We start from the raw sequence: 25,939 nt of genomic DNA on the forward strand, positions 1-25,939 counted from the left end.
AGAAAATGGCACAGCTAGAATTAATTGCAACCACAGCAATGGGATTGGAGGCACTTGTCGCAAGAGAGGTTCGAGATCTCGGCTATACGGACGTTACGGTTGAGAATGGTCGCGTGACATTCATTGGCGATGAAATGGCCATTTGTCGTGCAAACCTTTGGCTGCGTACGGCAGATCGTATTTTGGTCAAGATGGGATCATTCCCAGCAACGACGTTCGATGAACTTTTTGAAGGAACAAAGGCTCTGGATTGGCCATCATGGATCCCAGAAGATGCAGAGTTCCCTGTACAAGGGCGTTCCCATAAATCACAGCTTTCTTCTGTACCTGCTTGCCAAGGTATTGCTAAGAAAGCGATTGTTGAAAAATTAAAATTAAGCTACGGCAACGAATGGTTCGATGAAACGGGACCCCGCTTCGTCATTGAAGTTGCGCTGCTTAACGACATTGCAACACTAACGATCGATACAACAGGACCAAGCTTACATAAGCGCGGTTACCGGAAACTTGTAACGGAAGCTCCGATTAAAGAGACAATGGCGGCAGCAATGGTACTGCTATCCCGCTGGCGTGCGGATCGTCCGCTGTATGATCCGTTCTGCGGAAGCGGCACGATTGCCATTGAGGCAGCGATGATCGCTTGGAATATCGCGCCAGGTTTGCGTCGAGGCTTCTCAGCGGAAGAATGGGACGAGATTACACCTCCGTCCATGTGGGACGAAGCGCGTGACGAAGCTTATGACGCGCTTCGTGACGATGTGCCTCTGAACATCGTCGCATCTGACATCGATCCTGAGGCGATCGATGTGGCACTTGCCGCCGCTAAGGCGGCGGGTCTCGCGAAAGAGTTACAATTTCGCGTGGAGTCTGTCGCCAAGGCTCGGCCGCGTGGCGACTACGGTTGCTTGATCACCAACCCGCCGTATGGCGAGCGGCTAGGTGATCATGGGGAAGCAGAACGAGCGCAGACGCAGCTCGGCCAGTTGATGAAACAGATGCCGACGTGGAGTTCATTCGTGATCAGTCCTACACCTCGATTTGAGACGATCGTTGATCGCCGTGCGGATAAGAAGCGCAAGCTGTTCAACGGTAGAATCGAATGCCAGTTATATCAGTATTTAGGGCCTTTACCACCACGTAAAAAATAACTTGTTTATAAGATAACCCGAGGATGCCATTCCTCGGGTTTTTTGTCTACTTTTCAAAGGAAAAGAATAAGGATTTTATTGGAGATATAACCCAGCGTCTATGGTACAATATAGGTAATTATTGGCTTCATTCATGAAAGGAGGGAAAGTTCCGAATATAAACTTCCGCTTCACAGATCACAGCAGGAATTAATTTATTGAAGAAAGGACTTATTTAATGAAACCATTTAAATATGCATTTATTATTCTTACTTCGGTTTTACTTGTGTTTACGAGTTTATTTAGTGTGAGTGGGAGTGCGCTTGCTGCGGATGATGCAACAGCTCCAGATAAAAAAGTTAGTCAAATTTCGCTCACGCTATCCTCCCTCGAGAATCAACCTATAACACTCACAGCTAAAGTTAGCGGTGCAAAAGGTGATAATGGTGTACTAACAGGAACCGTAAAATTATTGATTAATGGTATAGAAAGCGACGATAATAAAAAGGTTGATTCTAACAATCAAGAAGTTACTTTTCAATTAGGCTCACTTTCGCCAGGAAAATATACATTTAACGTTACTTATAGTGGTGATAATAATTATAAAGGAAGCGGAAGCATTGAAGGTTTAAAAATCCTCATTAAATCAAGTACAACCACTACAGTTACAAGCAACTTGCCATATGCACCATTAGGTCAATGGGTCACCTTCACAGCTCAAGTCAAGAATCAGGATGTTGGTGGAGAAATACCTACGGGTACGGTAACGTTTAAAGATGGTAATACTACAATAGGCACTGCAACGCTTACCAATAAGGGTAATGCATCGATTCAGACGAGTAGTCTTTCATCTGATGGACATACAATAACGGCTGAGTATAATGGGGATTCTAGCTTCAATAAGAGCACTTCAAGTCCAATCACTCAAACGATTGTATCAGCAAATAATTCAGTTCAGCTAACGAGTTCCAATCCAAGTACAATCTACGGTCAGTCAGTGACTTTTACAGCTAAAGTAACCGGAGCCGGCAGTAAGCCAGGTAGTGTCACATTCCGAGATGGCACGAAAGCACTTGAAGGCGGTTCAAGCAGCGTAGATTCAAGTGGTAATCCAACGTTTACCACAAGCATGCTTGAAATCGGTACACATTTGATAACAGCTACATACTCAGACGGAACGCCTAATGGAATAGCTACATCCAATGTCGTCACCCTGGTCGTCAGTTCAACCAATAATAGCTCCACTTCACTTTCCAGTTCGAATACAAGCACAAGTGTCGATCAATATGTGACCTTCACAGCAACTGTAAGCGGCACAGGTGGTGGGACGCCTACTGGAACGGTGACTTTCAAGGACGGCTCCACATCGCTAGGAACAAGCAATCTCGACTCCTACGGACGTGCAACCCTTTCAACCAGAAATCTAAGCAGTGGTTATCATTACATTACAGCCGTTTATAATGGCAACAGTTATTATCGGACTAACACTTCAAACACGGTGACGCAGAATGTCGGGGGCAGCAACTCCAACAGCTGGGTATCCATATCTAGTTCGAATTCATCTGCATCCTATAATGAGTGGGTCACTTTCACGGCTACCGTAAGTGGATACGGCAGCGGAACACCGACTGGCCGTGTCACATTCAAAGAAGGAAGCACTACAATTGGAACAGGTGATATTGACTACAATGGACGCGCTACGTTCTCAACGAACAGTTTAAGTTATGGCACGCACTATATTAAAGCCGTATATCAAGGTAACGGATACTATGATTCCAGTACGTCTAATGAACTTACACAAGTCATTGGTACGAATCGAGACTCTTGGGTTTCCGTATCCAGTTCCGCTCCAAATTCCAGTCCTGGTCAATGGATTACATTCACGGCTACCGTAAGTGGATATGGAAATGGAACACCTACTGGAAGTGTTACATTTAAAGATGGTTCTTCCAGTCTAGGTACTACGAATCTTGATTCGAGTGGTCGCGCAACCTTCTCAACAAGCAGTCTAAGTAATGGGAATCACTCGATCACTGCTGTGTACAATGGCAATAGTTATTACAGTACAAGTACATCAAGCAGCATCTCTCAAATGGTGGGGAATTATCAAAGCACTTATACATCTCTTACACAGTCCATGCCATCATCCAATTCCGGCCAATGGGTCACATTTACGGCTACTGTAAACCGTTCGGGTGGCTTGATTTCATCAGGCTCCGTCACATTTAAAGATGGCTCAACAACACTAGGCACTAGCAATGTAGATTCGTCTGGCAAAGCTACCTTCTCTACTGGCGGCCTTAGCACAGGCAGTCATTCGATTACAGCCGTATATTCAGGTAACAACGACTACAGCAGCTCAACTTCAAGTGCTGCCACTCATACGGTATATCAAGGAACAGGCACGGGTACTGGCTCAGGCTCAAGTTCTTGTCAATTTGGTGATATCGGCGGTCACTGGGCAGAGAGAACCATTTGTGATGCAGCAGCAGCAAATCTAGTCAAAGGCATTTCAACTTACCAATATAGCCCTAATGAGTTCGTCACTCGTGCTGAATTCATTACGATGTTAGGAAGAGTCTTACGTGCTCCAAGCAATGAATCGACAGCTATCAAAATGAAAGATCGTGATGATGTCCCAAGCTGGGCAAAATCATCCGTAAACTTCGCACTAAATAATGGAATTTTAAAAGGCTCCACGGATGGAAATCTATATCCGAATCAAAACGTTAACCGTGGGGAAATGGCCGTCATCATTGCCAAAGCGATGAAATGGGGCATTGATTATACCGTTCTCACTTCTTTCGCAGATGATTATGACATCCCAAGCTGGGCGAAGCCATTCGTAGCTGTGAGCGTCACTCGCAACGTTCTACGAGGAAGAGAAAATAATCTATTTATGGCTGATGCTGAAATGACTCGTGCTGAAGCAGCAGTCGTAATTCTCCAATTAAATCGTCTTTTGCACTAATCCTTGTAAGTTAAAAAGAAGATCGACGAGTATCTGATGTCCTTTCAGATACCCTGTCGATCTTCTTTTTATGACAAAACTAGAACTAGATTTCAGAAGCTCACTTGCTTTGTCTATTGATAATACCCCTTGCAACCCATACACCAGCAGCTCCAGCTTGTGCAAGACCTCTCGTAATCCCCGCTCCATCTCCACCGCAGAATAAACCCTTGATCTCCGTCTCGAACTCTTCGGTGAGCTTCGGTCTTGCGGAATAGAACTTCGCTTCTACTCCATAGAACAACGTATGCTCCGATGCAATACCCGGTGTTACTTTATCGAGTGCTTCGATCATCTCAATTAAGCTTTTCATCGTAATGTAAGGAAGTACAAGTCCAAGATCACCAGGAACTGCTTCTTTCAAAGTTGGCTCTAGGAAGCCTTCCTTGATACGATTATGAGTGGAACGTCTGCCACGTAGAATATCACCATACTTCTGTACGATTACCCCACCTGAGGATAGATCATTCGCACGCTGGCAAATTTCTCTTGCATATTCATTCGGCTTATCAAATGGCTCCGTAAATTTATGAGATACAAGAAGCGCAAAATTCGTATTTTTCGAGCCCAGTGCTGGATCTTTATAGGAATGTCCATTTGCAGCCATAACCCCGCTGTGATTCTCAACAACAACGTGACCCGACGGATTGCTACAGAATGTACGAACTCGTGTACCAACTGACGTATTGTAAATAAATTTACCTTCATACAAATGTTTATTAATTTCTTGCATCACCACATCCGATGTTTCCACACGAACGCCGACATCGACTTGGTTGTTGTACATTTTTAACCTTCTCTTCTTCAACACTTCAGTAAACCAAGCTGAACCATCACGACCAGGAGCAACAACCACATGAGGCGCATGATACTCATCACCATTTTTCATCGTAATTCCTTGAATCGTATGAACGCCATCTTCTTTTACCGTCATAATATCTTGCACTTCTGCTTTATAGATCATGTCGATCCGTGTTTTCAGATATTCATAAATGGATTTCAAGATTTCAATGTTTTGTTCCGTACCCAAATGTCTCACTTGTGCACGAAGCAGCTTGAGTCCCGCAGCAAAACCACGGTGCTCGATATCTTTAATTGTCTCTGTAGTCGGATCCGTAATTGTTGTGGTTGCGCCATGTTTAAGGTTGATCTCATCAACGTAGTTAATCAAATCCATTACCTGAGATGGATCTAGATAGTCCGTCATCCAGCCGCCAAACTCAGTCGTAATGTTAAACTTGCCATCACTATATGCACCAGCACCACCAAAACCAGCTGTAATGGAACAAGCAGGCAAGCAGCCAGCGTATTCCTTCTTCACTGTTGCTGGTGGACACAATGTAATTTTATTTTCCAGGATTGGACAGCGTCTGTGGTAAATGTCGTGCCCTTTATCCACCAATAATACCTTTAGGTGCGGTGCTTTCAATGTCATTTCATAACAAGTAAAAATTCCGGCAGGTCCCGCTCCGACAACAATCACATCATACTGATTCATAAGGTCCTCCTCGAGTGACAACGTCATGTATTATTTTTATGAAAAAAAATCGCAAAACAAAAATTCCTGACTCCAAAATGGGAATGCTTAGGCACCCCATTCGTAGTCAGGAATTAATCGGTTCCTTGTAGAGACCCTCAAACCTTATTGAGGATATACGAATAGTTACAATACGTATCTTAATCGCTATTCACGAACATGTCAATGGTTATTCTTTATATAATTCGTGTTTAGCTTACTTTTTACTGAAAAATAGCATTGAATAAACGAATTATTACCAAAAAGACGAATGTAGATCTTTACTGCTTTCACTATCTAAAAAAGCCCTGAACATAAGTTCAAGGCTCTTCTCAAAAATCTAAATAATTTAATTTGATTTTAAAAATTCCCGTTCACACTGTCAGATGACTGTAAATCCTCTCTTTTCTTCGCTTCAAAATGACGCTGAGCTGCTGAGTAAAATATACTTGCAGCAAGCGCAATAGCCGCCATAATCGTGAACAATCCACCGCCACTAGTGAAAGAAAGAATCAGTCCCCCTAACCATGGTCCGATAAAATGTCCCAACGAGCTAAACGATTGCGCACCGAAATACGTGCCTCGCAAATGTTCAGGCGCTAACCGATCCATTAGCAAGCTACCCGAAGGATAGTTAAGAATTTCTCCCATTGTAAAAATAATCATCGAGATAATCCAACCTGTCCATGAATGTGCTAAGGCAAAACCAACAAAACCTAGAGCAAACAATACATTACCCAAATGGATACCTAGTGTCGGAGAGCGTCCCTCCATTAAGCGCGACATGATCAATTGCAGTGCAATTACAGTCACTGCATTCACACTCATTAATACTGCAAAAAGCTGTACACCGTCAACGAAATGATCTTTTAAATATTGAGAGATCGTTACGGTCTGTTGGGAATAACCGATTGCCACTACGATTCCGCCCAATAATACATAACGCAGTGCCATATCTTGCCTTACCACTTTCCACGCCGCAGCTATCGTAGTTCGAGAGTCTTTCTTATTTCCTTCAATATCCTTGATACCAAAATAATTTAAAAGCAGGAATAATACGGTTGCATACGCTAAATAGATGCCCCCTGTTACTACAAAGATAACTGCGCCACCGCTTAAACCGAAATATGCACCGATCATCGGACCGATTGCCACACCAACATTCGCGGCAAAATAACGCATCGAAAATACCTTGTAGCGTCTCTCCGGCTCTGTTAGATCAGCCATCAACGCTTGGGACACGGGCTCGAAGAATGAACGGCATAGTCCATTCATCATATTAAGTAACATGAATAATAGGGGGTGCTGCACAACGGCAAACAACATGAACACTGCACTCCATGTGAATAAGGAGCTGAACATAATGATTCGGCGTCCGAAGCGGTCTGATAAATTCCCGCCAATAAATCCGCCTGCTGTAGATGCTAATGATCCCATTCCAATAACAAGTCCGATCATCGTAGCTGACATACCTGTTGTAGTACCTAAATAAATTGCGAGGAAAGGCATACTCATGGATGTCGCGATTCGGGCCAGTGCAACACCAAAAACAAGCGTATACACAATAGGATGAAATGCTGTAAAATAATTCTTAATGTGTCGCATACTCGGCTCCCTTTCGCTTAAGTATCCGATATTATACACCATTTCCATTACAAGAGGATACTGAAAATTTGTATTATTCGATATCTAGGAGCTGCTGCAGCCTGATGAACAGCTGGAACAACTCGATCCACTGCTGCATGACGAACCTGATGAGCAGCTTGATCCACTATCACCTGAACTGCTTCCATCGGATGAACAAGAGCTAGAATCTATATCACCCATTGGTGAAGAATAGTTAGAATTATCCCCATTCTGATCTTGATCTTTCATTTCTTCTGGCACGATCTCGCCCATACTTTCAGAATATCGATCAGAATCCATAAGGGAATAGAACATCATCGCCCCTGCAACCATTAAACCCGTCTGAACACCAGTATGATTCGACCATTCGGTATCTCCATATCGAGAATGACCTGCTGCGTGTCCTCTTTCATTTTTAGCTGTGTTAATCAAATGTGTAACAACTGCGCGAACCTCAGGGAAACGCTTGGCAGCCTCTTGATTGAACCACTTCTCAGCAAGTATCTCAGCATCCTGCTCAGCTATTGCTTCTAACCGATCATGATCAAGTGGTGTCCGGAAGAAGTCATGCCATATCACCGCTGAGAAAGGCGTTATCTCAAATAGGTGCGCATAGATCCAATCGAACCATGCTCGTTCACCAGGTAACTGGACCTTACCACCTCTATGAGGAGCATGATGGATCATATCACCTGCGAACGTATGACAAAAAGTCGAATATTCCTTCGTAAACATCAACATTTCATGCCAAATATCGTCTACTTCGTCAGCAAACATCGGTGTGTTCTTCATAATGAGTGACATAAGAAAATAACGTTTAATTTCAAAAAAGGTACATTCGTACTTAGCACGATCCCAGCTCGGCTTAAGCTCCATCACTCGTATACGGAGCTGCTCCTCGAAAGAAGGAGGTAACGCTTCTTCCAATCGCTTAACAGCTTCGCTCAGTCCCAATCCTGGTAATAACCCCAAGTTAGACGGAATATCACTTTCTTTGAACGCGTAAGATTGCGATAAGCGGCTAACACGATGAACATTCGTAGAGCGAGACGAAGAGGTGGTTTGTGAATACTCAGGGCTTTGCCCCATTCGTCTAGCAAATACCACAATTACGATTACAATGATTGCAAATAATAAAAAGTCCATGTATCATCCTCCTGTTCGATTCCCCTTTTTGCTTACTATCATCACTATATCATGAGAAACTTGACAAAGGAGAGTTATTAAATGAAAATTGCAATAACTGGAGCTACAGGCTTCATTGGTACACACCTGTCGAACCATCTCCTTGAACAAGGGAATGATGTTATTTGGATTTCAAGGAAACCAACTAAATCCAATGAACTAGATATACCTACTTTCACTTGGTCACAATTGCAAGATTCTCCCCAGCTTCTAGAAGGAACGGATGCCATCGTGAACTTAGCAGGTGAGTCGATTAACCAGCGCTGGAGTGATTCCGCTAAGAAACGAATCGTCGAATCAAGACTTGCAGCTGCTCAAGCACTTGCAAATATCGTTGCACAACTTACCGTTCCGCCTCGCGTTGTCATTCAAGCTTCAGGGATGTCGATCTACGGGGTATCGGAGTCCGAAACATTTGATGAACGTTCCCCTGCTAACGTATGCGACTTTCTTTCTCAAGTTGTCGAGCAATGGGAGCGAGGTGCAGACCTCATTACGAACACACGCATCGTAAAAGTTCGTGTTGGTATTGTCCTTGGTCTGGATGGAGGGGCATTTCCTAAAATGCTAATGCCTTATCGGCTTTTTGTAGGTGGTAAGATTGGCTCTGGTCGACAATGGTTGTCGTGGATTCACATTGAAGATATGGTTCGATTAATTGCGCATTGTATAGATGATGATCGAATTAGAGGTCCAGTGAACGCGACCGCCCCAAATCCGGTAACAAACCATGATTTCGGTAAACATATCGCCAAGGTGCTTCATCGTCCTAACCTTTTTCCTGTACCCTCTATTATGTTCAAGCTACTATTCGGTGAATTATCCACATTATTGCTAGATGGGCAGCGCGTTCTCCCCTATGTACTCCAGCAACATGGTTTTATTTTCAAATATCCTGAATTGGATCGTGCTCTTATAGATTTACTATTAACTCCTCCAAATCGAAAGGAAGAATAATCAGAATGATAAGAAAATTGAATGTATCCAACATACAAGAAGCAAGTGAAATACTACGCGTACAGGTACCTGCATATAAAGTGGAGGCCGAGATCATCGGTTTTGACGATATTCCACCCCTGAAGGAAACGTTAGAAGAACTCATGCAGTGCAAGGAACAATTTTACGGATACTTTATAGAGGAAGAGCTTGCCGGCGTCATTTCTTATGTCTTAGATGAATCCGGGCTAGACATTTACCGTCTCGTCGTACATCCCGACCATTTTCGCAAAGGCATTGCCTCATCTTTGATTACGTTCCTGTTGGCACTTGAGCTGCCATACGAGCGAGTCACCGTCTCCACAGGGACAAGCAATTCGCCTGCAAGAGATCTCTATAAACGATTCGGTTTTCAAGAAACGAAACAAATTCAAATTGGTGAGAATGTCTGGCTAACAAGCCTTGAGAAGAACCTTGCCCCATAAATTTATTCCATGTAAAAAGAGAGTCATCCCTCGCATTCATTGCGGGCGATAAGCTCTCTTTCCTTTTTCATATCCAACATTTAGTCATCTATATGCTGTGAACGCTTCTTTTTCATGCGATATCCAATTGAAAAAGGTATTAAAAAACAGACAAAGAATACGACGCCTGAAAGTAGTGCCTCCCAAATAACACGCTCTGGAGAAAGAAACCAATACAGAGCCATAAATGCTACACCTACTGCTGCACATATCCATATAATATTGCGATAGGAATCCAAGTACGATTTTTTGCCTGTCGACGCATAATCAATGGATACCCCCATATTCATAACAGCTAATACACTGTTCGAGACAACCATGACAAAGAATAACGGTGTCGCGAATACGTTTATTCCATCCACTGTAAATTGTTTGACTAGAATAAACAAAACACCGAGCATCAAGACGATATAGGCGATTCGAATATTTTTAAGAGTTTGTAAGATCAATCGTTCATCTTTCATTTTTTTCATACGAGACCACTACCCCTTTCTTCCCAAAAAACTTCATCTAGAGTTTTATTCACCACATAACAAATATCTAGGCAGAGCCTCAATGTTGGGTTATAATTCCCTTTTTCTATTAAACTTATCGTCTGGCGTGTGACCCCTACTTTGTCGGCTAATTGCTGCTGCGTTAAATCAACTTGGATGCGAGCTAATTTGATGTTATTATTCACGTGTATAATCACCTCATGGAATAATTGTAACATATACATTCCATAATGCAAGATATAAATTACATTTTGTAAGATATATCTTGCATTTTACACAAAAAAAAGCCCGCCTAGGCGGGAATTATTTCTTCACATATTTACGCGCTTTCTCTAGCGCTTCATCTTCTGTTTTACCAGTTACGTATCGACCATTAATAAAAATGAAAGCAAACCGCGAACACGGACCACAATAAGATTTACATCCAACCTTGACTTCTGCGTCAGGAGCCATTGACTTGATCTTAGGTAGAATGGATTTCATCGACATGTGTTTGCACTTGTCGCAAACCCGAATATCGTTAGCCATTAGTGATCCCCGTGGTTTCCTTTGCTCGGATTCGTAATCATAAATCCTTCTTGCGGCAAGTAAAAATAATCAATAACAACGCCATCAAGCAGTGGAACATCTTTCTCGATTAATACATCAATACCTTTGTCAGTTGAAACAACGATATCATTATCAGTCTGTGTATCTAATCCAAGCTCATAGTGAGCATGATCTCCGTGCTGATGACTTACTGCAACACGTACGACTAAACCTTTGTTTTCTTCTTTATCCAGTTCCATCTGTAGAACTTTAGCAGCTTTACGAGTAATTTTGCAGTTCATTCTATACATCTCCTGATTCTTAAGTTTCAACTTCTATTGTAAAGAAAGCGGCTGACAAAATCAATCGAACTTCCCAAATAACTGACAACTCTTGTCGAATTGCGCTCACGTTTCCAAATTTGCTCCATCTTTTGCAGCCAAATATTGCTTATTGTCCCTACTTTCATTAGTATGAAGGTAGTTTTATTCCATAAAACTTTGAGGTGATAACAACCATGTCCAAAGTAAAGACGCTTGCCCAAATTAAACTCATGCAGAAGGCTGGGAAAATATTAGCAGCCTGCCATCGGGAGCTTGCCAAAAAAATCGTTCCTGGTGTAACCACCATGGAAATTGATCGGTTTGTCGAACAATTCATAAGAGATCACGGCGCTACGCCTGAACAAAAAGGATATCGCGGCTATCCGTTCGCAACATGTGCTTCTGTCAATGATGTCATCTGTCACGGCTTCCCGACGGATACACCTTTGCAAAATGGTGACTTCGTAACAATTGATATGGTCGTGAACTTAAATGGCTGGCTCGCTGATTCAGCATGGTCCTATACCGTTGGTGAAGTGTCTAAGGAAGTCACCGATTTATTACGAGTAACAAAAGAATGTCTCTATTTAGGTATTGAACAAGCCGTCATTGGGAATCGTGTAGGTGATATCTCCCATGTCATCGAAAAGCATGCCGAAGCAAATGGATATTCCATCGTACGTGAGTTCACAGGCCACGGCATTGGTCAAAAAATGCATGAAACCCCTCATGTCCCTCACTATGGTCCAAAAGGGCTTGGCCCCCTCATTCGGGATGGTTCTGTATTCACGATTGAGCCCATGCTCAACACAGGCAAACGGCATGTATTCATCGATTCAGACGGTTGGACAGCTCGAACAGCTGATGGCTCATTATCAGCGCAGTACGAGCATACGATTGCCGTTACGAAGAAAGGTACTATCATTCTTACCGATCAACAATTGGAGGGAAGCACATGATCCCATTTTATAAAAAATATTATAAGACCGTCATCGACATCGCACTCATCGCGCTCACTGTGTATTTATTCATGCTGCTGTTTAGCTACGCCTATCGAATTGCAGCCCCAATATTCTGGTCGTTTGTCATTTTTATGATCATCGAGCCATTTGCTAGATTCTTGAACAAACGAGGCATTAAGAAAATGGTTGCGACCACGATTTCCACCCTATCGTTTATTATTATCCTGCTCGGTGTTTTGTCCATTGTCGGGTTTGTTTCTACAAGTCAAATCATTAGCTTTAGTGGAAAACTCCCTCACTATGCCCATACCCTGCAAGTGAATGTAATCCAAATGGCAGAGAAATTACAAATCTCACTTAACGCCTTAAACCCTGAAGTGCTAGAGAAGATAAAAGAATATGCAGAGCAACTGACAAACAACGCAGCTAATATCTTAGGAAATTCAATTCTATTCATTGCATCATCACTTTCATCCTTCTCTTCCTTCATGTTCACATTCGGCATTAACTTTGGGGTCGGGCTCATTCTGGCTTTCTTCCTCTCGGTAGAAATTGAAATGTGGAAACGTGTTGCTCGTGAGAAGACACCTTCAACATTTAAGAAAATATTTGATTTTTTACGAGAGAATGTCATCAAAGGCATTGTCACTTACATCACCGCGCAAGCCAAACTAATCTCGATTACATTCCTGATTGTGTTAATCACTTTGTTTGCACTAGGCATTAAGAATGCGTTTACGATGGCCCTCCTCTCAGCGATCTTTGATGTACTTCCGCTGCTTGGAGTATCCACTCTCTTTATTCCATGGATCATCTATTTGTTTATCGTTGGGAGTACAAGCCTTGCGATCTGGCTAACCGTGATCTGGCTCATCGTTGTTATTGCAAGACAATTGCTCGAACCGAAAATTACGGGGGATTCCCTAGGCGTGTCGGCATTTACAATGCTTAGCTTCATGATTATCTCGTTATCCTTGTTTGGTTTTATCGGATTAATCATCTCACCTGTCCTTATTATTTTACTTAAAGCCTTATATGAGCAAGGCTACTTGAAGAGATGGATTCGCTCACCAGAAGAAGAATATCCAGATTTACCTGCAGAGCCGGAAACATGTTCATCCGAACCCGATCATACATAATTATCCATGGATAATATTTGAACAATCTTACATGATATGTTATATTGAAGTGGAATTAATCAAGGAATTCTCGCACTTTTGAACAAAGTAAGGAGTGACGGAAATGAATTCTAATGTACAAATCCCACAAGGTGAACACACAATCCTCGTGGAAATGACGGTGAAGGAAGCGCTAAGTTTAACCGGAGTTAAATTTCATAATGACCGCGAGCTTGAGCATCGCGCTGTTATGAAAGTAAAACAAAGCTTGGAAGAACGCTTGCTTAGCAAAACCGAATAATTTCAACCAACAACAAAAACTGTCGATCATCTGATCGGCAGTCTTCTTTTTTAATCGATCATACACTTATATGCAAAACAGCTTAAGTTATCGCTCTACGCGTTAGAATACACGGAACACCTTTACCCATCGTATCAGGCTGACTCATCTTGGCTAAGTAGTTCAACCCCCTTGTACAAGGCGTTTTACACACCGCACATGTTCCGGATTCTACGATTCGCATCGTGTATTGAACTCTTCCGTTAGAAAGCTCTTTTTTCTTTTTTTTCGTACTTCTACCTCCGCCGCCTTTACTACCTTTACCTGCACCTGCCATATTATCCCTCTTCTCCTAGCTTAAACGCAGGATCTCCCGCTTCTAATGATCATTATATGAACGAAGCGAGAAAGGGTTCGTGCCTAGTTGGATCAATAGTCCTTGCAGCAAGAGGGGTGCAACATCGGCGTATATTTGAGGAAATTGTTCAATTGGCAGTGGATTCACTCCATAACCGACTTCAATTGTAAAACCTGGTCTGCGGAAATCTTGAATAAACCAATCCTTATAACCAGCATCACTGCCTGTAAGCTTAACTGCTTCATAACCACTCGCTTGCGCCAGACACTGTGCCAATGCTTCAGCGTGAGCTGGCTCATAATCACGGTAATTCCAATAAATTTCCCTACCTTGCGAATGTAACGCCATAACGAGATCGAATTGCTGCTCCATTGTAAAATGTGCCATCGTCAATGCCTCTGGTTCTGTTAACGGTGCTTCACCTGTATAGTCTCGGGGGCCTGGACCTGGAACGTCTCTACGCTCCCGCTCCACCTCCCAATGAGCCGGAAACTGATCATTCAGATCAACACCCCTAATATTCGCCTTCCAATTATTAAAATCGCATGAGCCCCCGTTCCAATGAAAAACCTGTTCAAATACAGACTCGCAAGAAGCAGCACCGTGCAGCACTAACTCAACCCCATCAGGATTAACCATGGGCACGACCCAAAGCGTATTTGATTCATAGACCGATCTCGCATCAACACCATACCATGCTTCACAACACGCTACAGCCTCTGCATACTGTCTTACAAACGTCATAAGCAGCGGAGTTGTAATCCATTCATTCGCATGAAAGGCAGCGTTATAATGCACCTTGTGCGCTCCTACGCCGATACGCAGTGCTAGAATGGGTCTTCCGAGCACACTATGACCAATGGTAACGAGCTCAATCCATGGATATTGCGCAGCAAGCGCCTCTGCCTCGCAAACGAATGTACAGAAGTCATAAATGTTCCTATCACCTGTTTGCATCCACTACACTCTCCTATCTGGTCAAAATGTTACAAAATATATGCGCCGATAAACAAAAAAAGACTTTCTCATCGAGAATAGTCTTTTTTCTCTATTGTTTATTGAGGTGAAACTACAAAAAGTTAGGCACCTGCCATACAATTGGCGTATCTTGAATTTGTTCTCTTAACCAGTTGGTCGTGATTTGCTTGAATAAGATAGGTTCACCTGAACAGAAGAACTGGTGAATAGGTGTTTCATTATTTGTTACCAGCATATGTTGATGATACAAGATCGTTGAAATCTCACGCGCCGTCTCATCTGCAGACGATATTAGCGAGACATCTCTTCCCACCACCTCACCAATCAAACCCGATAAAAACGGATAATGCGTACAACCAAGCACAAGACAATCAATCGGTTTACTTCGCAGTTCAGTTAATGAATCCTCGATGGCTTTCATGGTGTCAGGCCCGTCAAAGTTACCACTTTCTACAATCGGAACAAGCTGTGGACACGCATGCGAATACACGGTTGTTCCAGGAGAAATTGATTTCAATGCTTGCTCGTAAGCACCGCTTCGAATCGTCCCTACCGTACCAATAATACCAACAATCCCACTGCGAGTTGTCTTGATTGCCGCTCGAGCTCCAGGACTGATAACACCGATAACAGGGACGGATACTCTCTTGCGAATATCCTCCAGTGCAACAGCAGTTGCGGTATTACAAGCTATGACCAACATTTTAGGTGAATATTGAATTAAATAATCGACGATTTGTGTCGTAAATAAGTTGACTTCTTCGGGATGTCTCGAACCATATGGTGCACGAGCCGTATCTCCGAAATAGATGATCTTCTCTTGCGGAAGCTGCCTCATCACTTCTTTCACAACGGTCAATCCTCCGACACCGGAGTCCAATATGGCTATAGCTTGCTGCACAAACATACGCTTCCTTTACCATATAATCATCGCATTACACATCGTTAGAATATGTGATACCCTCGTAAAAGGTACCTCGTGCAAATGCATCAGATGATCACATTAGAAATTAGCGGTTATGACGAACAGCTCTCAATACACAAACTTGCAAAATAATAATGAGTGCAAATGCAACCCAAGCCAACATTGGTATCGTTACAAACCCGAACCAATTAATGTAATCCGTGTCACAAGGTACTTCGCCACACTTGGATCCAACGGATTTGAGCCAGACTGTTTCTTGCAATAAGATATGGTAAGTCGAGATACAAATTCCTACGATTGCGATTGGTAATATGTATACATACTGCTTGAAATCTTTGCGCACGGCAGCAATACCCATTATAATGACAAGCGGGTACATGAGAATCCGCTGATACCAGCACAGCTTACAAGGTTCATAGTGCAATACATCAGAGAAATATAGACTTCCTAATGTAGCAACAAGCGAAATTGCCCATGCCATAAACATGCCATTGTTCAAAATAAACTTTTGAGTAGACTTGTTCAATTGTGTGGATTCCTCCTATACTTTAATGCGTGTTCAAAAACACATCTTAATATCTATCTTTTACAAGATACCTTATAATACACATTTAGGATAGTAGAAAATCCTGAAACTTTTTTAGCCGCCATTCGTCTATAGGTTTGTTGCATTTTGATCTTACAGATATTGGAGGTACACCTGAATGCCCTCTAGCAACCAGAGTCCAAATACAAGATATAACCCGGCAGGTGTCACACCGACACGACCACAAGCAAAACGTAAAAAAAGAAAAAAAAGAGGTCGAATTTTTCTCCCAATCCTGTTCATCTTTCTTGGGATCGGCATTCTCGGATCAGGTTGGTTCTACTTAACCCCGTCCGGTACGAGTCTTCGTTATTTGCTCGCTGATACACTTATTACAACGCAGCACCGTGAATGGGCGAGATATATAATCGGTAAAGAAGAGCTAGATAAGCGTGTTGCTGACTATATGGATCAATTCGAAGAAATGGGAAAAGTCAAAGAAAAGCCGGATATGATAAAGCCGAATAAAGGGACGAATTCATCCAATCTATCAGCCAAAGAAGCTGTTACGATTGAACCCATTGAAGGAAAAGGATTCAAAGGCTCTCTATTAATCATACGTGATCCGAAAAAGTTACGGCTAGTCGTCACCCAGAACCCAAATAAAGGTGAAAAAGTATCCTCTATGGTCAAGCGTACAGGCGCGATTGCTGGCGTCAATGCCGGTGGTTTCCACGATCCAGAGTGGAATGGGAATGGATTCCAACCTGAAGGTATTGTCATATCCAATGGGAAGTTGATTTATAATGACGGGAACATGAATTCTTCCTATCATATTGTTGGCATTGATAAGGATGGGCGCATGGTAGCAGGTAAGTTTAAAGTATCCGATATTATGAAAATGAACATTCAAGAAGGCGTTTCTTTCCCATCTAAATTCATTGCCAATGGAAAGGGCTTAATTAAAAGCCCGAAAGACGGCTGGGGCATCGCACCACGAACAAGTATGGCGCAAACCGCAGACGGCACAATCTTATTCGCGATCATTGATGGGCGACAAACCCACAGTATCGGGGCAAGTCTATATGATATACAAGAAATTTTCTTGAAACATGGCGCAATCACAGCTGCGAATCTGGATGGCGGATCATCATCTGTGCTTGTCCATAAAAATACAATTATCAATAAGCCCTCTAGCGAGTATGGCGAGCGTTATTTACCTACCGCTTGGCTCGTGTTCGATGATCCGAAGAAAGTTAACGTGAAGAACATTTGGGAAGGGCTTGATCCTTCTAAGATTGATCCTTCCTCATGGAAATAGCAAAAAGGAGCCGACCCCCTCGGCTCCTTTTTTCGTACTACTTGCGTCCAATTAAAACGAAATCTTCTTCTGACTGAAGTTCTAGCACTTCTTCGCTGCTATCAAATTCTGCTGATTCCTCGATTTGTAATTCTTTACGAATGGCTCTACGATTGCGAACACCTTCTGCAATCCCACCAGCAACGTCCTTCGCTGCCCCGATCCATTCCGATGTTTGCTCGCCAACAACTTTGGCAATCTCTTGCGTTTTCTCACCAACAGCGACTGCGATTTCTTTTGTTTTCTCACTTACTGTATCGTATCCTTCTGCAATATCAGCTCGTAATTCACGACCAGATTTTGGCGCTAACAAAAGGGCCGTTACAGCACCAACTGCACCGCCAACCAATGATCCGATCACCCAATCCTTCACTCTTTGATTCGCCATGTTAATCACTCCTTGGTATGTGTTTCGGCATGCTCCTTACCCAGAGGTTTGCCCCGCAAATCTTTGCATTTGCGGAAGAGTTCGGTGCCCAGTGTGAACCAGTCAACTGCCTCGGCAGTAGTTGCTTTAGTCTCCGTAACTTTAGCTGCTTTAGAGGGTGGATCAGATGATCGAGACATCCAAGTACTTACTCGACTTAGTGATGTAATCATTTCCCGAACGACATTTCCGAACCCACCAACAGCTTCCACAACACCGCGTAACGAACGTACATCTACATAGATTTCTTCCGATAGTCCGCGCCATACACGCATTAGCTGTTTGGATTGCTTCGCTGTTACATTGAGCGTTTCTACCGCATGAGACAGCTTCATGTCAATTTGATACAGTGTTTTCTTTGCCATACGCAGCGTTGTAATCAGATAACCTGCAAGCACGACAAAAGTCACCAATGCACCAACTGCACTCCATTCATATACATTCATCACTTGAACACCTCCCTGTTGTGCGCTCCTGATCTGGGTATTCGCCTAGAAGATAGTTACAGTATAAGTAGGTGGTTGGTGTTTGGTGACTCGGTTTTAGAAAATTATTTTATAAAAATGTAAAAAAACCGTCCATAAAAAGGACGGTTAAATCATGTCAATCAAACTCAATCTCTAGACCGATCTTGATATCGGCTGCTTAGTAAAGAATCTCTTATTCAGCAAAGCTGAAATTTGTTCAAAAGCATCCTCCGTAGAAAAGGCTTTACAGATGATCGGCTGCTGTTCATAATCTTTACCGGCATATTCATACCGTGGATCATAGTAATGTTCCAGGAGCAGCTCAATTGCTTGGGGGAACGCCCCTGCAAGCAAGCAGCTTTCGATGCGTGCAGCTACGGGAGTGTGAATGCGTTTGTTGATATGCTCAAATGCTTGCAAACATTGTTCTTTATGTGCTGCAGGATCATAATCCTTCATGATATTTCGAACACGCTCCGGCACTGGCAATTCCAGCACAAGCTGAACCCCTTTTTCCTTCGCTTCAATGAGAAAATTCGGTAGTACGACTTTACCAAGTCTTTTACTCTCTGCTTCCACAATTATATAGGGTGAATCCTTATACTCAAGCAAGGCCTCCACAAGCAACGCGTCAAACACTTTCTGATTACGAGGTTTCAGCCCAATACCACCGAATATGGAGCCGCGATGACCGGACAAACCTTCTAAATCAATAACAGGGTATCCCTTTTCCTCTAATTGCTGCAGAATATCTGTCTTTCCAGTCCCTGTATTCCCAGCTAGAACAATACACTCAGATTGAAGCTCATACGATTCAAGTGTAGATACCACCCATTTCCGATACTCACGAATACCACCCGACAAGCGACTAACATGTATGTCCATTAGCGACAATAATGTTGCAGTCGTCCTGCTTCTCATGCCACCGCGCCAGCAGAATACAACTTTGCGTCCTGGAATAGCAGCGAATTGCTTAATAAAAGCAGGCAGCTTAGCGGAAATAATCTCAAGCCCGCGTTCCTTCGCCTTTTGAACCGAAACTTGTTTATACAAAGTACCAATTTCTTTCCGCTCTTCATCATCAAAAAAAGGAATGTTAATCGCGCCTGGAATCGTGAATTCCTCCCATTCACTTGGCGATCTGACATCAATCAATGTAACATCTTGCTTTTTACGCTGATCCAACAACTCTTCAACACGAATATCTTGAAACATTTATGCCACCCCTTAGGTGAATGAAATCGACTCTTCAACTTTGATATGACCTTGATGATCATCTACAACCTCACCGATCATTTGCGCTTCAACACCTGCTGCGCATAAGGCTGCAAGCAGATCATCCGCACATTCCGCTCCAGCAGCAATTAACAACCCGCCGCTCGTTACTGCATCACACAGTACCCATTGACCCACTTGATCTATACTTGGTGCAAAGGTAACAGAAGCTTCCAGATGTGCATAATTGCTCTTCGTACCACCCGGAACACAACCACCAGCTGCAATCTCATGAACGCGAGGTAGCACAGGCACTTGCGCAGCGCCAATACGAACACCTAGACCGCTTCCTTTCGCCATCTCCGATGCATGACCCAATAGTCCAAAACCTGTTACATCCGTACAAGCATGCACATCATAATCCGCCATCACTTCAGCAGCTGTCTTATTGAGCGTTGTCATGACTTTCGTCACTCTTGCAATTTCTTCCTGACTTAACAAGTCACGCTTAATTGCAGTTGTTAGAATGCCGACTCCAATTGGCTTCGTCAAGATGAGGCGATCCCCCGGTTTCGCGCCTGCGTTCGTACGTACTTTATCGGGATGAATTAAGCCTGTCACCGCAAGTCCGAACTTCGGTTCATTATCATCAATCGAGTGTCCCCCGACTAAAGTAGCACCCGCCTCACGTACTTTATCACCTGCACCACGCAATATTTCAGCTAAAATCGACTTATCTAGTTTATGAATTGGAAAAGCTACAATGTTCAGCACCGTGAGCGGCTTTCCGCCCATTGCATACACATCACTTAGCGCATTCGTTGCTGCCACTTGACCAAACTCATAGGGATCGTCCACAATCGGTGTGAAAAAATCGACGGTCTGCACAAGCGCCATGTCATCGCTTAGGCGATACACTCCTGCATCATCACTCGTCTCTACACCCACGAGTAAGTTCGGATCACGGTCGGTTCGAGGCAATTGAGCAAGTACACTAGAAAGCTCACCAGGTCCGATTTTACAACCGCAACCTCCTTTTGAAGAGTAAGATGTTAACTTAACTGCTTGTCCGCTCACTTGATCGTTCATCTCATGTCACATTCCTTCCCATTTTCTCAGCATTTTAATCTTGTCTCTATTGTAGTAAGCTAGTAAGACAAAGTCCAATATGTGAAAAGGAGAACAACATGAACAGAGAACAAGGATTACAATTATTGGAACAGAGTCGAGCTATTGCCATTGTTAGAGGCATTGAACAACAACATATTTCCGCCGTTGCCGGAGCCCTGTTTGCAGGTGGTATCTCCGTCATGGAGGTCACCCTAAATACACCTGGCGCAGCCGATATGATTACAGAATTACAAGCCAATTACGCTGATAAAATGTTTATTGGAGCAGGTACAGTACTGGATATTGCCGATGCCAAATTAGCCCTAGATGCCGGTGCATCATTCTTCGTCACACCCAATACAGACGAGGAAGTCATTCGCTTTGCAGTTGAGCACAACATCCCTATCTACCCAGGTGCAATGACACCAACTGAAGTTGTGAAAGCTTGGAAAGCGGGCGCAACAGCAGTGAAGCTGTTCCCAACCGGATCGCTAGGTCTAACCTATTTTAAAGATGTACAAGGCCCGTTATCCCATATTCCGATGCTCGCTGTCGGAGGTGTAAAGACCGATAATATTGCAGATTATTTCGCTGCAGGTTGCTATGGATTCGGCGTTGGCGGATCTTTGTTTAATAAAGAAGATATTACAAATGGTCGCTACGACTCCGTTACGAAAGAAACCTTTAAACTTACAGCATGCATCCAAGCTTGCTTAAATAAATAAAATAAAAAAAGTGCCGAAACCCTCGTTTCGGCACTTTCTTAATTCAACTCTTTATGTATAAAACTTCTTACAGACGTTACAAATTCAGGCAATGCCTCAGGTAACTTTGTCATCATCGGATGCAAACCTTGGCGATCCCATGTCATATACTCTTGAACAAGCGGTTTACGAAGTTTCACAAGCTCGATCAACAGCTGAGCAATCTCATCCGAGAAAGCCTGCTCTCCACGCAAAATCTCAACAATGTCTTCATATGACGATGCGTCCCGTAAGATAAACCCATCAATTAACAGGGACCCAATATCCGTCACCGTCTCTATTGCAAGATGCAGAACGCGTTCTTGTGCCAGTTGATTCCGCACACCTGCTTGCATATCCACTTGCTTTAATTCCTCACAAGCCTTGACTAACTCTGGAATGAACTGCAATCTTGCTTCAATTTGTTCCTCGTTAATGAAATACATATTATTTCCGCCCTTTTTTCTTCTGCCATTTAGTCCATAGTAACATGCCGACAAAAAAGACAATAACAAGCACAACAAGCAGCATGGCTTGCGAAACATATTCCCAGCTTACCGTTTTTTCCCCACTCATTCGCTTCACCTTTCATACCTTACCGATTTTCTATCACCTATTCCTCAGTTTATCCCGCTGCTGTATAAGCGTCAAGATGATCGAATGCATGTTCAATAATCGTACGTATTTAACCCTTCATTTTCGCTAAAATAACCCATTTACGCTGCTGTCGCCGTGAATACTTTGGTAATCCTCGATACAACGCGGCAATCTCTCGATAAGCCATCTTCGCCTTCTCTTCCTGCCCCATTCGTTGGTAAAGCTGACCTAGCACATAGTAAGCTTCACACGACGAAGTATTCATTTTTCGAAAATGATCCAAGAACTGCAGCGATTTCTGCGGATCCACTTCGACATAGGCTTCCGCTAGACGCAAGTATGGCTCACCATATTGCACGCGTGGATTCAGCTCGAATGCCTGCTTGATCATCCCTTCGCCTTCTTGTAACGAACCAAGCTTGATCAGACACAGCCCCAGATCGGCATGGACATCTGCAGAATCCCTCATCCGTTCCTTGGACTCAGATAATAGTACGTGCGCTTTCTCGTATTTCTTTTTTCCAATAAGCAATCTTGCAAGCTCAACCTTCCCTGATGTGTAATGCGGATTAGAGCGTAAATCTTCACGCAGTTTGCGAATGCGACTATTGATCTTTAGTGGACGCATGATGCTTGGCATAAATCCGAAAAACCTGCGATCAAGCACATACACAAGTATGAGCAGCACAATAATAGCTAGGAACGGATTTCCTAACAGATACCAAAGAAGACCGAATATAGCAAATTTGAACATCCTGTATAACCCCCCATACTTTCCCACTTGTTCCAACTCTATTTTACTATATATACGTCTTAAGGAGAAACGTTCAGAAAACTGCCTTAAATGCGGAACGAACATCATGTATAATAAAAGAAGTGATTAATTTATGGATTGTCGGATAGGAGAATGTAACATGGATCAAAAACAAGCCGAACGCTGGGGTAAAACACGTGCGCGGGGAAGAAATAAATATCTCCTTACATACGGTATACTTGCATGGGGGATCATTCCGTCCATCCTTACAAGCGTGCTTGAGTTTGTGAACAATGGAGGGCAAATTAGCCCCATGTATGTGGCTATGCGGTTCTTCGTCTTCGCAACGGTTGGATTTTTTGTGACAAATGCGCTATGGCAATCACGTGAACAGAAGTTCCACCAATTCGCCGCTCGCAAATAACAAATATTTTCGCAAAATATATGCAAAAGCAGCCATCCGCTAGAGAATGGCTGCTTTTTTTCGATTATTTCTTCCTTTTATCCCTAAGATTAAACCGTAAATCAACACGACAACCGCCACGCCAATAGCATCCACCGCTACATCAATCGCATGTCCAGTACGACCTACGACAAAAGATTGATGCCACTCATCCGAAGCAGCATAAGCCACAGAGAGAAATGCAGATAGGAGCAGCGTGAACATCGTATGCCTATACTTGAATAATGGACGAAGCACCTTTATCCATAGAAAAGCTAACAGCGCAAATTCGGAAAGATGTCCACACTTACGGATGAAGAATTCCAGCATGTCATAAGGCAGCTTATGCGTAATGAAGTCTTTATCATAATAAAATTCAACTTTAGGCAGCCATGTATGAAGACGCTCTTCCGAAATATATTTGGCGAGTGTCGGCCGCATATCCTGCTCTTTATAAGGCTCCGCCGATTTGTAAAAAATGAATCCCATCCATAGGATCGTTAGAATAAGCCAAATTACAACACGATATTTTCTATAGAAAGTCATAGCAATCACGCTTTATTGGTACGAATCGGCTCGGAGTCATCCTCTTCGCGTATATCGTATCGCGGCATGGATGGACGAGTCGGTCCGTTGCCTTTATTTTTCAAGCTCATGAGAATGAAGAAATCAAAAATCAATGCATTCACGAATGCGATCCCATACACGATCACACCAAAATTCACGGCAAACGGTACATCATCCACCGTACGCAACCATAGAATGGAGCCTGCTGTAAATGCAATATTGACGAGAGTCGATATGCCAAAAGATAAGCCTAGCTTCTTCGTTCGATGCATAAGCAGCATGGCAATACCGAGTGTTGCGATAAAGTTAATCCCCATCCAAATCCAGTACAATACATCATTAGACACCGCACAATCACTCCTGAACGAACCATTTTTATAAGCTAAGGTTAGCATGAAAAAAATCCCTTGTCTAACATGACATTTTTGTGTAAAATATTAAAAGTCAACAGATTTCCGGGGCCTTAGCTCAGCTGGGAGAGCGCATCGCTGGCAGCGATGAGGTCAGGGGTTCGATCCCCCTAGGCTCCATATGTAAAAAACCTCTAAACACAAGGATTTACGAGTGTTTAGAGGTTTTTTAATGTGCAAAAATTATACTACAGCAAGAATTTTTTGAGTTAGTCAGGCTACTTCTTCTCTCCAACACGTGCACTCAGCTGCACCAAGTCCATTCCTTTCAGCGCGCCTTCGATCAGTTCAGGCAGCCGGTCTGGTGAACAGCCAAAAGATGGGATTCCGTAAGAAGCAAGCCTTTTGGCGATCGCCTCGTCATACGAAGGAATACCTTCATCAGACAGCGCTAACAAACAGAGTACTTTGACGCCTGCTTGATGAAGCTCATCCATTCTTCGCAGAAACTCGGAACGATTTCCGAACTCATATAGATCAGAGACGAGTATGAACAGCGTCTTCTGCGGTTCTTTAATAAATTGCTCACAGTAAGCAACAGATTTGTTAATGTCGGTCCCGCCGCCAAGCTGGATGCCAAAAAGCATATCAACCGGGTCATTCGCGCACTGCTCACTTAAATCGACTACCTCGGTGTCAAAAGCTACGACCTTTGTTTCGAGCGAAGGCATACTTGCGAAGATCGAGCCGACGATGGAAGCGTAAATGACGGAGTTTGCCATTGAGCCGCTCTGGTCAATGTCAAGAATGACCGTCCATTCCTTGCTTTTGCGGGCCCGGTCGAAGAAATATACTTTTTCCGGGATGAGCAGCTTGCGGTCCGTATCGTAATGTTTCAAATTTTTGCGAATCGTCGTATTCCAATCGAGTCCCGTCACGGATGGAATGGGGGAATGTTTTCTCCGGTTGAGTGCCCCCGTTACAGCTCGCCGGAGATCTTCAGACATCCGCTTCATAATTTCATCCACAACTGCTTTGACAAGCTGTCTGGCCGTTTCTTTCGTTTGCTCAGGGATTCTTCCTTTAAGCGACATCAGGGTCGCAACCATTTGCACATCCGGCTTTACTTGCGACAGCAGCTCCGGTTCAAAAAGCAATTGCGTCATCCCTTTGCGCTCAATGGCGTCAGCTTGAATGACCGAAACGACATCTGGCGGAAAAAACGTCCGAATATCGCCGAGCCATTTCGCAAGCTTTGGAGAAGAAGAACCGAGACCCGCAGCTCTTGTCTGCCCTTTTTGACCCGAACGAGATGAATCGTCAATCAACAGTGTATCATCATAAATGGCCGCAAGCGCTTCATCCATAATCCGTGCTTCCTCATCCAGCAGGCACGCTAATGTGCTGTCAAAAGACTTCAACTTCTCTTCAGTCGCTGCGCCTAGAATCAAGCGCCACCTTTTCATCTTTTCCCGATTGTCCGCCGTCATC

Annotated in this window: 31 protein-coding genes, 1 tRNA gene and 1 riboswitch; of the genes, 11 read left to right on the plus strand and 21 right to left on the minus strand. The window is 43.4% G+C overall.

Going from position 1 to position 25,939, the window contains the following annotated elements:
• Nucleotides 1-5 precede the first annotated feature (5 nt).
• Nucleotides 6-1,148 (plus strand): THUMP domain-containing class I SAM-dependent RNA methyltransferase, encoded by a 1,143-nt coding sequence (locus tag ACSBOP_RS15285; protein ID WP_442601387.1) that lies wholly within the window; start codon nucleotides 6-8, stop codon nucleotides 1,146-1,148.
• Between the two features lie 217 nt (nucleotides 1,149-1,365).
• Nucleotides 1,366-4,098 carry an Ig-like domain repeat protein gene (locus ACSBOP_RS15290; protein WP_442601388.1) on the plus strand — a complete coding sequence of 911 codons (2,733 nt, stop codon included), beginning with the start codon at nucleotides 1,366-1,368 and terminating at the stop codon, nucleotides 4,096-4,098.
• A gap of 100 nt (nucleotides 4,099-4,198) precedes the next feature.
• On the opposite strand, the gene ACSBOP_RS15295 is transcribed toward ACSBOP_RS15290, so the two are convergent.
• The 3 genes from ACSBOP_RS15295 to ACSBOP_RS15305 form a co-directional block, all read right to left on the minus strand.
• The gene (locus ACSBOP_RS15295) at nucleotides 4,199-5,635 is read right to left on the minus strand and encodes an NAD(P)/FAD-dependent oxidoreductase (RefSeq protein WP_442601389.1); all 1,437 of its coding nucleotides are present in this window, start codon (nucleotides 5,633-5,635) and stop codon (nucleotides 4,199-4,201) included.
• An 83-nt stretch (nucleotides 5,636-5,718) separates the two neighbouring features.
• A riboswitch (purine riboswitch) is annotated at nucleotides 5,719-5,816 on the minus strand.
• A 197-nt stretch (nucleotides 5,817-6,013) separates the two neighbouring features.
• On the minus strand, nucleotides 6,014-7,258 hold the full coding sequence (locus ACSBOP_RS15300) for an MDR family MFS transporter (RefSeq protein ID WP_442601390.1): 1,245 nt from the start codon (nucleotides 7,256-7,258) through the stop codon (nucleotides 6,014-6,016).
• Nucleotides 7,259-7,342: 84 nt separating this feature from the next.
• Nucleotides 7,343-8,425 carry a hypothetical protein gene (locus ACSBOP_RS15305; RefSeq protein WP_442601391.1) on the minus strand — a complete coding sequence of 361 codons (1,083 nt, stop codon included), beginning with the start codon at nucleotides 8,423-8,425 and terminating at the stop codon, nucleotides 7,343-7,345.
• An 81-nt stretch (nucleotides 8,426-8,506) separates the two neighbouring features.
• Here ACSBOP_RS15305 and ACSBOP_RS15310 point away from each other — a divergent pair, with 81 nt between their 5' ends.
• On the plus strand, nucleotides 8,507-9,421 hold the full coding sequence (locus ACSBOP_RS15310) for a TIGR01777 family oxidoreductase (RefSeq protein WP_442601392.1): 915 nt from the start codon (nucleotides 8,507-8,509) through the stop codon (nucleotides 9,419-9,421).
• A gap of 5 nt (nucleotides 9,422-9,426) precedes the next feature.
• Nucleotides 9,427-9,885: a GNAT family N-acetyltransferase gene (locus ACSBOP_RS15315; RefSeq protein ID WP_442601393.1), complete on the plus strand. Its 459-nt coding sequence runs from the start codon at nucleotides 9,427-9,429 to the stop codon at nucleotides 9,883-9,885.
• An 80-nt stretch (nucleotides 9,886-9,965) separates the two neighbouring features.
• Here ACSBOP_RS15315 and ACSBOP_RS15320 read toward each other — a convergent pair whose 3' ends face one another.
• From ACSBOP_RS15320 to ACSBOP_RS15335, 4 genes are all read right to left on the minus strand, one after another.
• Complete coding sequence (locus ACSBOP_RS15320; RefSeq protein WP_442601394.1) at nucleotides 9,966-10,397, minus strand: branched-chain amino acid ABC transporter substrate-binding protein; 432 nt, start codon at nucleotides 10,395-10,397, stop codon at nucleotides 9,966-9,968.
• Complete coding sequence (locus ACSBOP_RS15325) at nucleotides 10,394-10,603, minus strand: helix-turn-helix transcriptional regulator (RefSeq protein WP_442601395.1); 210 nt, start codon at nucleotides 10,601-10,603, stop codon at nucleotides 10,394-10,396. The genes ACSBOP_RS15320 and ACSBOP_RS15325 overlap by 4 nt, the downstream gene beginning before the upstream one ends.
• Before the next feature lie 118 nt (nucleotides 10,604-10,721).
• Nucleotides 10,722-10,946: a DUF1450 domain-containing protein gene (locus ACSBOP_RS15330; RefSeq protein WP_442601396.1), complete on the minus strand. Its 225-nt coding sequence runs from the start codon at nucleotides 10,944-10,946 to the stop codon at nucleotides 10,722-10,724.
• On the minus strand, nucleotides 10,946-11,248 hold the full coding sequence (locus ACSBOP_RS15335; protein WP_442601397.1) for an iron-sulfur cluster assembly accessory protein: 303 nt from the start codon (nucleotides 11,246-11,248) through the stop codon (nucleotides 10,946-10,948). Before ACSBOP_RS15335 ends, ACSBOP_RS15330 begins: the two co-directional genes overlap by 1 nt.
• 215 nt (nucleotides 11,249-11,463) lie before the next feature.
• Here ACSBOP_RS15335 and map point away from each other — a divergent pair, with 215 nt between their 5' ends.
• The 3 genes from map to ACSBOP_RS15350 all read left to right on the plus strand — a co-directional run bounded on the left by map (nucleotide 11,464) and on the right by ACSBOP_RS15350 (nucleotide 13,650).
• Nucleotides 11,464-12,228: a type I methionyl aminopeptidase gene (map, locus tag ACSBOP_RS15340; protein WP_442601398.1), complete on the plus strand. Its 765-nt coding sequence runs from the start codon at nucleotides 11,464-11,466 to the stop codon at nucleotides 12,226-12,228.
• Nucleotides 12,225-13,370, plus strand: coding sequence for a sporulation integral membrane protein YtvI (gene ytvI, locus ACSBOP_RS15345; RefSeq protein ID WP_442601399.1), 1,146 nt, complete (start codon nucleotides 12,225-12,227; stop codon nucleotides 13,368-13,370). Before map ends, ytvI begins: the two co-directional genes overlap by 4 nt.
• Nucleotides 13,371-13,473: 103 nt before the next feature.
• A complete protein-coding gene (locus tag ACSBOP_RS15350; RefSeq protein WP_442601400.1) occupies nucleotides 13,474-13,650 on the plus strand; it encodes a hypothetical protein in 177 nt (58 codons plus the stop codon).
• Nucleotides 13,651-13,732: 82 nt separating this feature from the next.
• On the opposite strand, the gene ACSBOP_RS15355 is transcribed toward ACSBOP_RS15350, so the two are convergent.
• From ACSBOP_RS15355 to ACSBOP_RS15370, 4 genes are all read right to left on the minus strand, one after another.
• The gene (locus tag ACSBOP_RS15355) at nucleotides 13,733-13,966 is read right to left on the minus strand and encodes a hypothetical protein (RefSeq protein WP_442601401.1); all 234 of its coding nucleotides are present in this window, start codon (nucleotides 13,964-13,966) and stop codon (nucleotides 13,733-13,735) included.
• 42 nt (nucleotides 13,967-14,008) lie between these two features.
• Nucleotides 14,009-14,944: a M14 family metallopeptidase gene (locus tag ACSBOP_RS15360; RefSeq protein ID WP_442601402.1), complete on the minus strand. Its 936-nt coding sequence runs from the start codon at nucleotides 14,942-14,944 to the stop codon at nucleotides 14,009-14,011.
• A gap of 112 nt (nucleotides 14,945-15,056) precedes the next feature.
• Nucleotides 15,057-15,866, minus strand: coding sequence for a glutamate racemase (racE, locus tag ACSBOP_RS15365; protein ID WP_442601403.1), 810 nt, complete (start codon nucleotides 15,864-15,866; stop codon nucleotides 15,057-15,059).
• 109 nt (nucleotides 15,867-15,975) lie between these two features.
• The gene (locus tag ACSBOP_RS15370) at nucleotides 15,976-16,377 is read right to left on the minus strand and encodes a disulfide oxidoreductase (RefSeq protein ID WP_442604492.1); all 402 of its coding nucleotides are present in this window, start codon (nucleotides 16,375-16,377) and stop codon (nucleotides 15,976-15,978) included.
• Between the two features lie 217 nt (nucleotides 16,378-16,594).
• Here ACSBOP_RS15370 and ACSBOP_RS15375 point away from each other — a divergent pair, with 217 nt between their 5' ends.
• Nucleotides 16,595-17,737, plus strand: coding sequence for a phosphodiester glycosidase family protein (locus ACSBOP_RS15375; RefSeq protein ID WP_442601404.1), 1,143 nt, complete (start codon nucleotides 16,595-16,597; stop codon nucleotides 17,735-17,737).
• A gap of 37 nt (nucleotides 17,738-17,774) precedes the next feature.
• On the opposite strand, the gene ACSBOP_RS15380 is transcribed toward ACSBOP_RS15375, so the two are convergent.
• From ACSBOP_RS15380 to selD, 4 genes are all read right to left on the minus strand, one after another.
• Nucleotides 17,775-18,164 (minus strand): YtxH domain-containing protein, encoded by a 390-nt coding sequence (locus ACSBOP_RS15380; RefSeq protein WP_442601405.1) that lies wholly within the window; start codon nucleotides 18,162-18,164, stop codon nucleotides 17,775-17,777.
• A 5-nt stretch (nucleotides 18,165-18,169) separates the two neighbouring features.
• A complete protein-coding gene (locus ACSBOP_RS15385; RefSeq protein WP_442601406.1) occupies nucleotides 18,170-18,649 on the minus strand; it encodes a hypothetical protein in 480 nt (159 codons plus the stop codon).
• Nucleotides 18,650-18,823: 174 nt separating this feature from the next.
• The gene (gene mnmH / locus ACSBOP_RS15390) at nucleotides 18,824-19,885 is read right to left on the minus strand and encodes a tRNA 2-selenouridine(34) synthase MnmH (protein WP_442601407.1); all 1,062 of its coding nucleotides are present in this window, start codon (nucleotides 19,883-19,885) and stop codon (nucleotides 18,824-18,826) included.
• Nucleotides 19,886-19,897: 12 nt separating this feature from the next.
• Nucleotides 19,898-20,974 carry a selenide, water dikinase SelD gene (gene selD, locus ACSBOP_RS15395; RefSeq protein ID WP_442601408.1) on the minus strand — a complete coding sequence of 359 codons (1,077 nt, stop codon included), beginning with the start codon at nucleotides 20,972-20,974 and terminating at the stop codon, nucleotides 19,898-19,900.
• 98 nt (nucleotides 20,975-21,072) lie between these two features.
• Between selD and ACSBOP_RS15400 the strand changes: the two genes are divergently transcribed.
• Nucleotides 21,073-21,720, plus strand: a complete 648-nt coding sequence (locus ACSBOP_RS15400) for a bifunctional 4-hydroxy-2-oxoglutarate aldolase/2-dehydro-3-deoxy-phosphogluconate aldolase (RefSeq protein ID WP_442601409.1) — start codon at nucleotides 21,073-21,075, stop codon at nucleotides 21,718-21,720.
• Between the two features lie 38 nt (nucleotides 21,721-21,758).
• Here the strand turns inward: ACSBOP_RS15400 and ACSBOP_RS15405 are convergent, their stop codons facing one another.
• From ACSBOP_RS15405 to ACSBOP_RS15415, 3 genes are all read right to left on the minus strand, one after another.
• Entirely contained in the window at nucleotides 21,759-22,184 is a 426-nt protein-coding gene (locus tag ACSBOP_RS15405) for a DUF86 domain-containing protein (RefSeq protein ID WP_442601410.1), read from the minus strand.
• 1 nt (nucleotide 22,185) lies between these two features.
• On the minus strand, nucleotides 22,186-22,314 hold the full coding sequence (locus ACSBOP_RS15410; protein ID WP_442601411.1) for a hypothetical protein: 129 nt from the start codon (nucleotides 22,312-22,314) through the stop codon (nucleotides 22,186-22,188).
• 109 nt (nucleotides 22,315-22,423) lie between these two features.
• Nucleotides 22,424-23,089 (minus strand): hypothetical protein, encoded by a 666-nt coding sequence (locus ACSBOP_RS15415; RefSeq protein ID WP_442601412.1) that lies wholly within the window; start codon nucleotides 23,087-23,089, stop codon nucleotides 22,424-22,426.
• 160 nt (nucleotides 23,090-23,249) lie between these two features.
• On the opposite strand from ACSBOP_RS15415, the gene ACSBOP_RS15420 reads away from it, so the two are divergent.
• Entirely contained in the window at nucleotides 23,250-23,513 is a 264-nt protein-coding gene (locus ACSBOP_RS15420; protein WP_442601413.1) for a hypothetical protein, read from the plus strand.
• Nucleotides 23,514-23,552: 39 nt separating this feature from the next.
• Here ACSBOP_RS15420 and ACSBOP_RS15425 read toward each other — a convergent pair whose 3' ends face one another.
• Both ACSBOP_RS15425 and ACSBOP_RS15430 read right to left on the minus strand, forming a co-directional pair.
• A complete protein-coding gene (locus ACSBOP_RS15425; protein WP_442601414.1) occupies nucleotides 23,553-24,077 on the minus strand; it encodes a VanZ family protein in 525 nt (174 codons plus the stop codon).
• Nucleotides 24,078-24,082: 5 nt separating this feature from the next.
• Entirely contained in the window at nucleotides 24,083-24,445 is a 363-nt protein-coding gene (locus ACSBOP_RS15430) for a hypothetical protein (protein ID WP_442601415.1), read from the minus strand.
• Between the two features lie 110 nt (nucleotides 24,446-24,555).
• Here ACSBOP_RS15430 and ACSBOP_RS15435 point away from each other — a divergent pair.
• Nucleotides 24,556-24,628: transfer RNA gene (locus tag ACSBOP_RS15435), tRNA-Ala, on the plus strand.
• A 98-nt stretch (nucleotides 24,629-24,726) separates the two neighbouring features.
• On the opposite strand, the gene ACSBOP_RS15440 is transcribed toward ACSBOP_RS15435, so the two are convergent.
• Nucleotides 24,727-25,938 carry a VWA domain-containing protein gene (locus ACSBOP_RS15440; protein ID WP_442601416.1) on the minus strand — a complete coding sequence of 404 codons (1,212 nt, stop codon included), beginning with the start codon at nucleotides 25,936-25,938 and terminating at the stop codon, nucleotides 24,727-24,729.
• Nucleotide 25,939: the final 1 nt, after the last annotated feature.

Origin of the sequence: Paenibacillus sp. KN14-4R, from assembly GCF_052180255.1 — a bacterium.
Lineage (GTDB): Bacteria > Bacillota > Bacilli > Paenibacillales > NBRC-103111 > Paenibacillus_AM.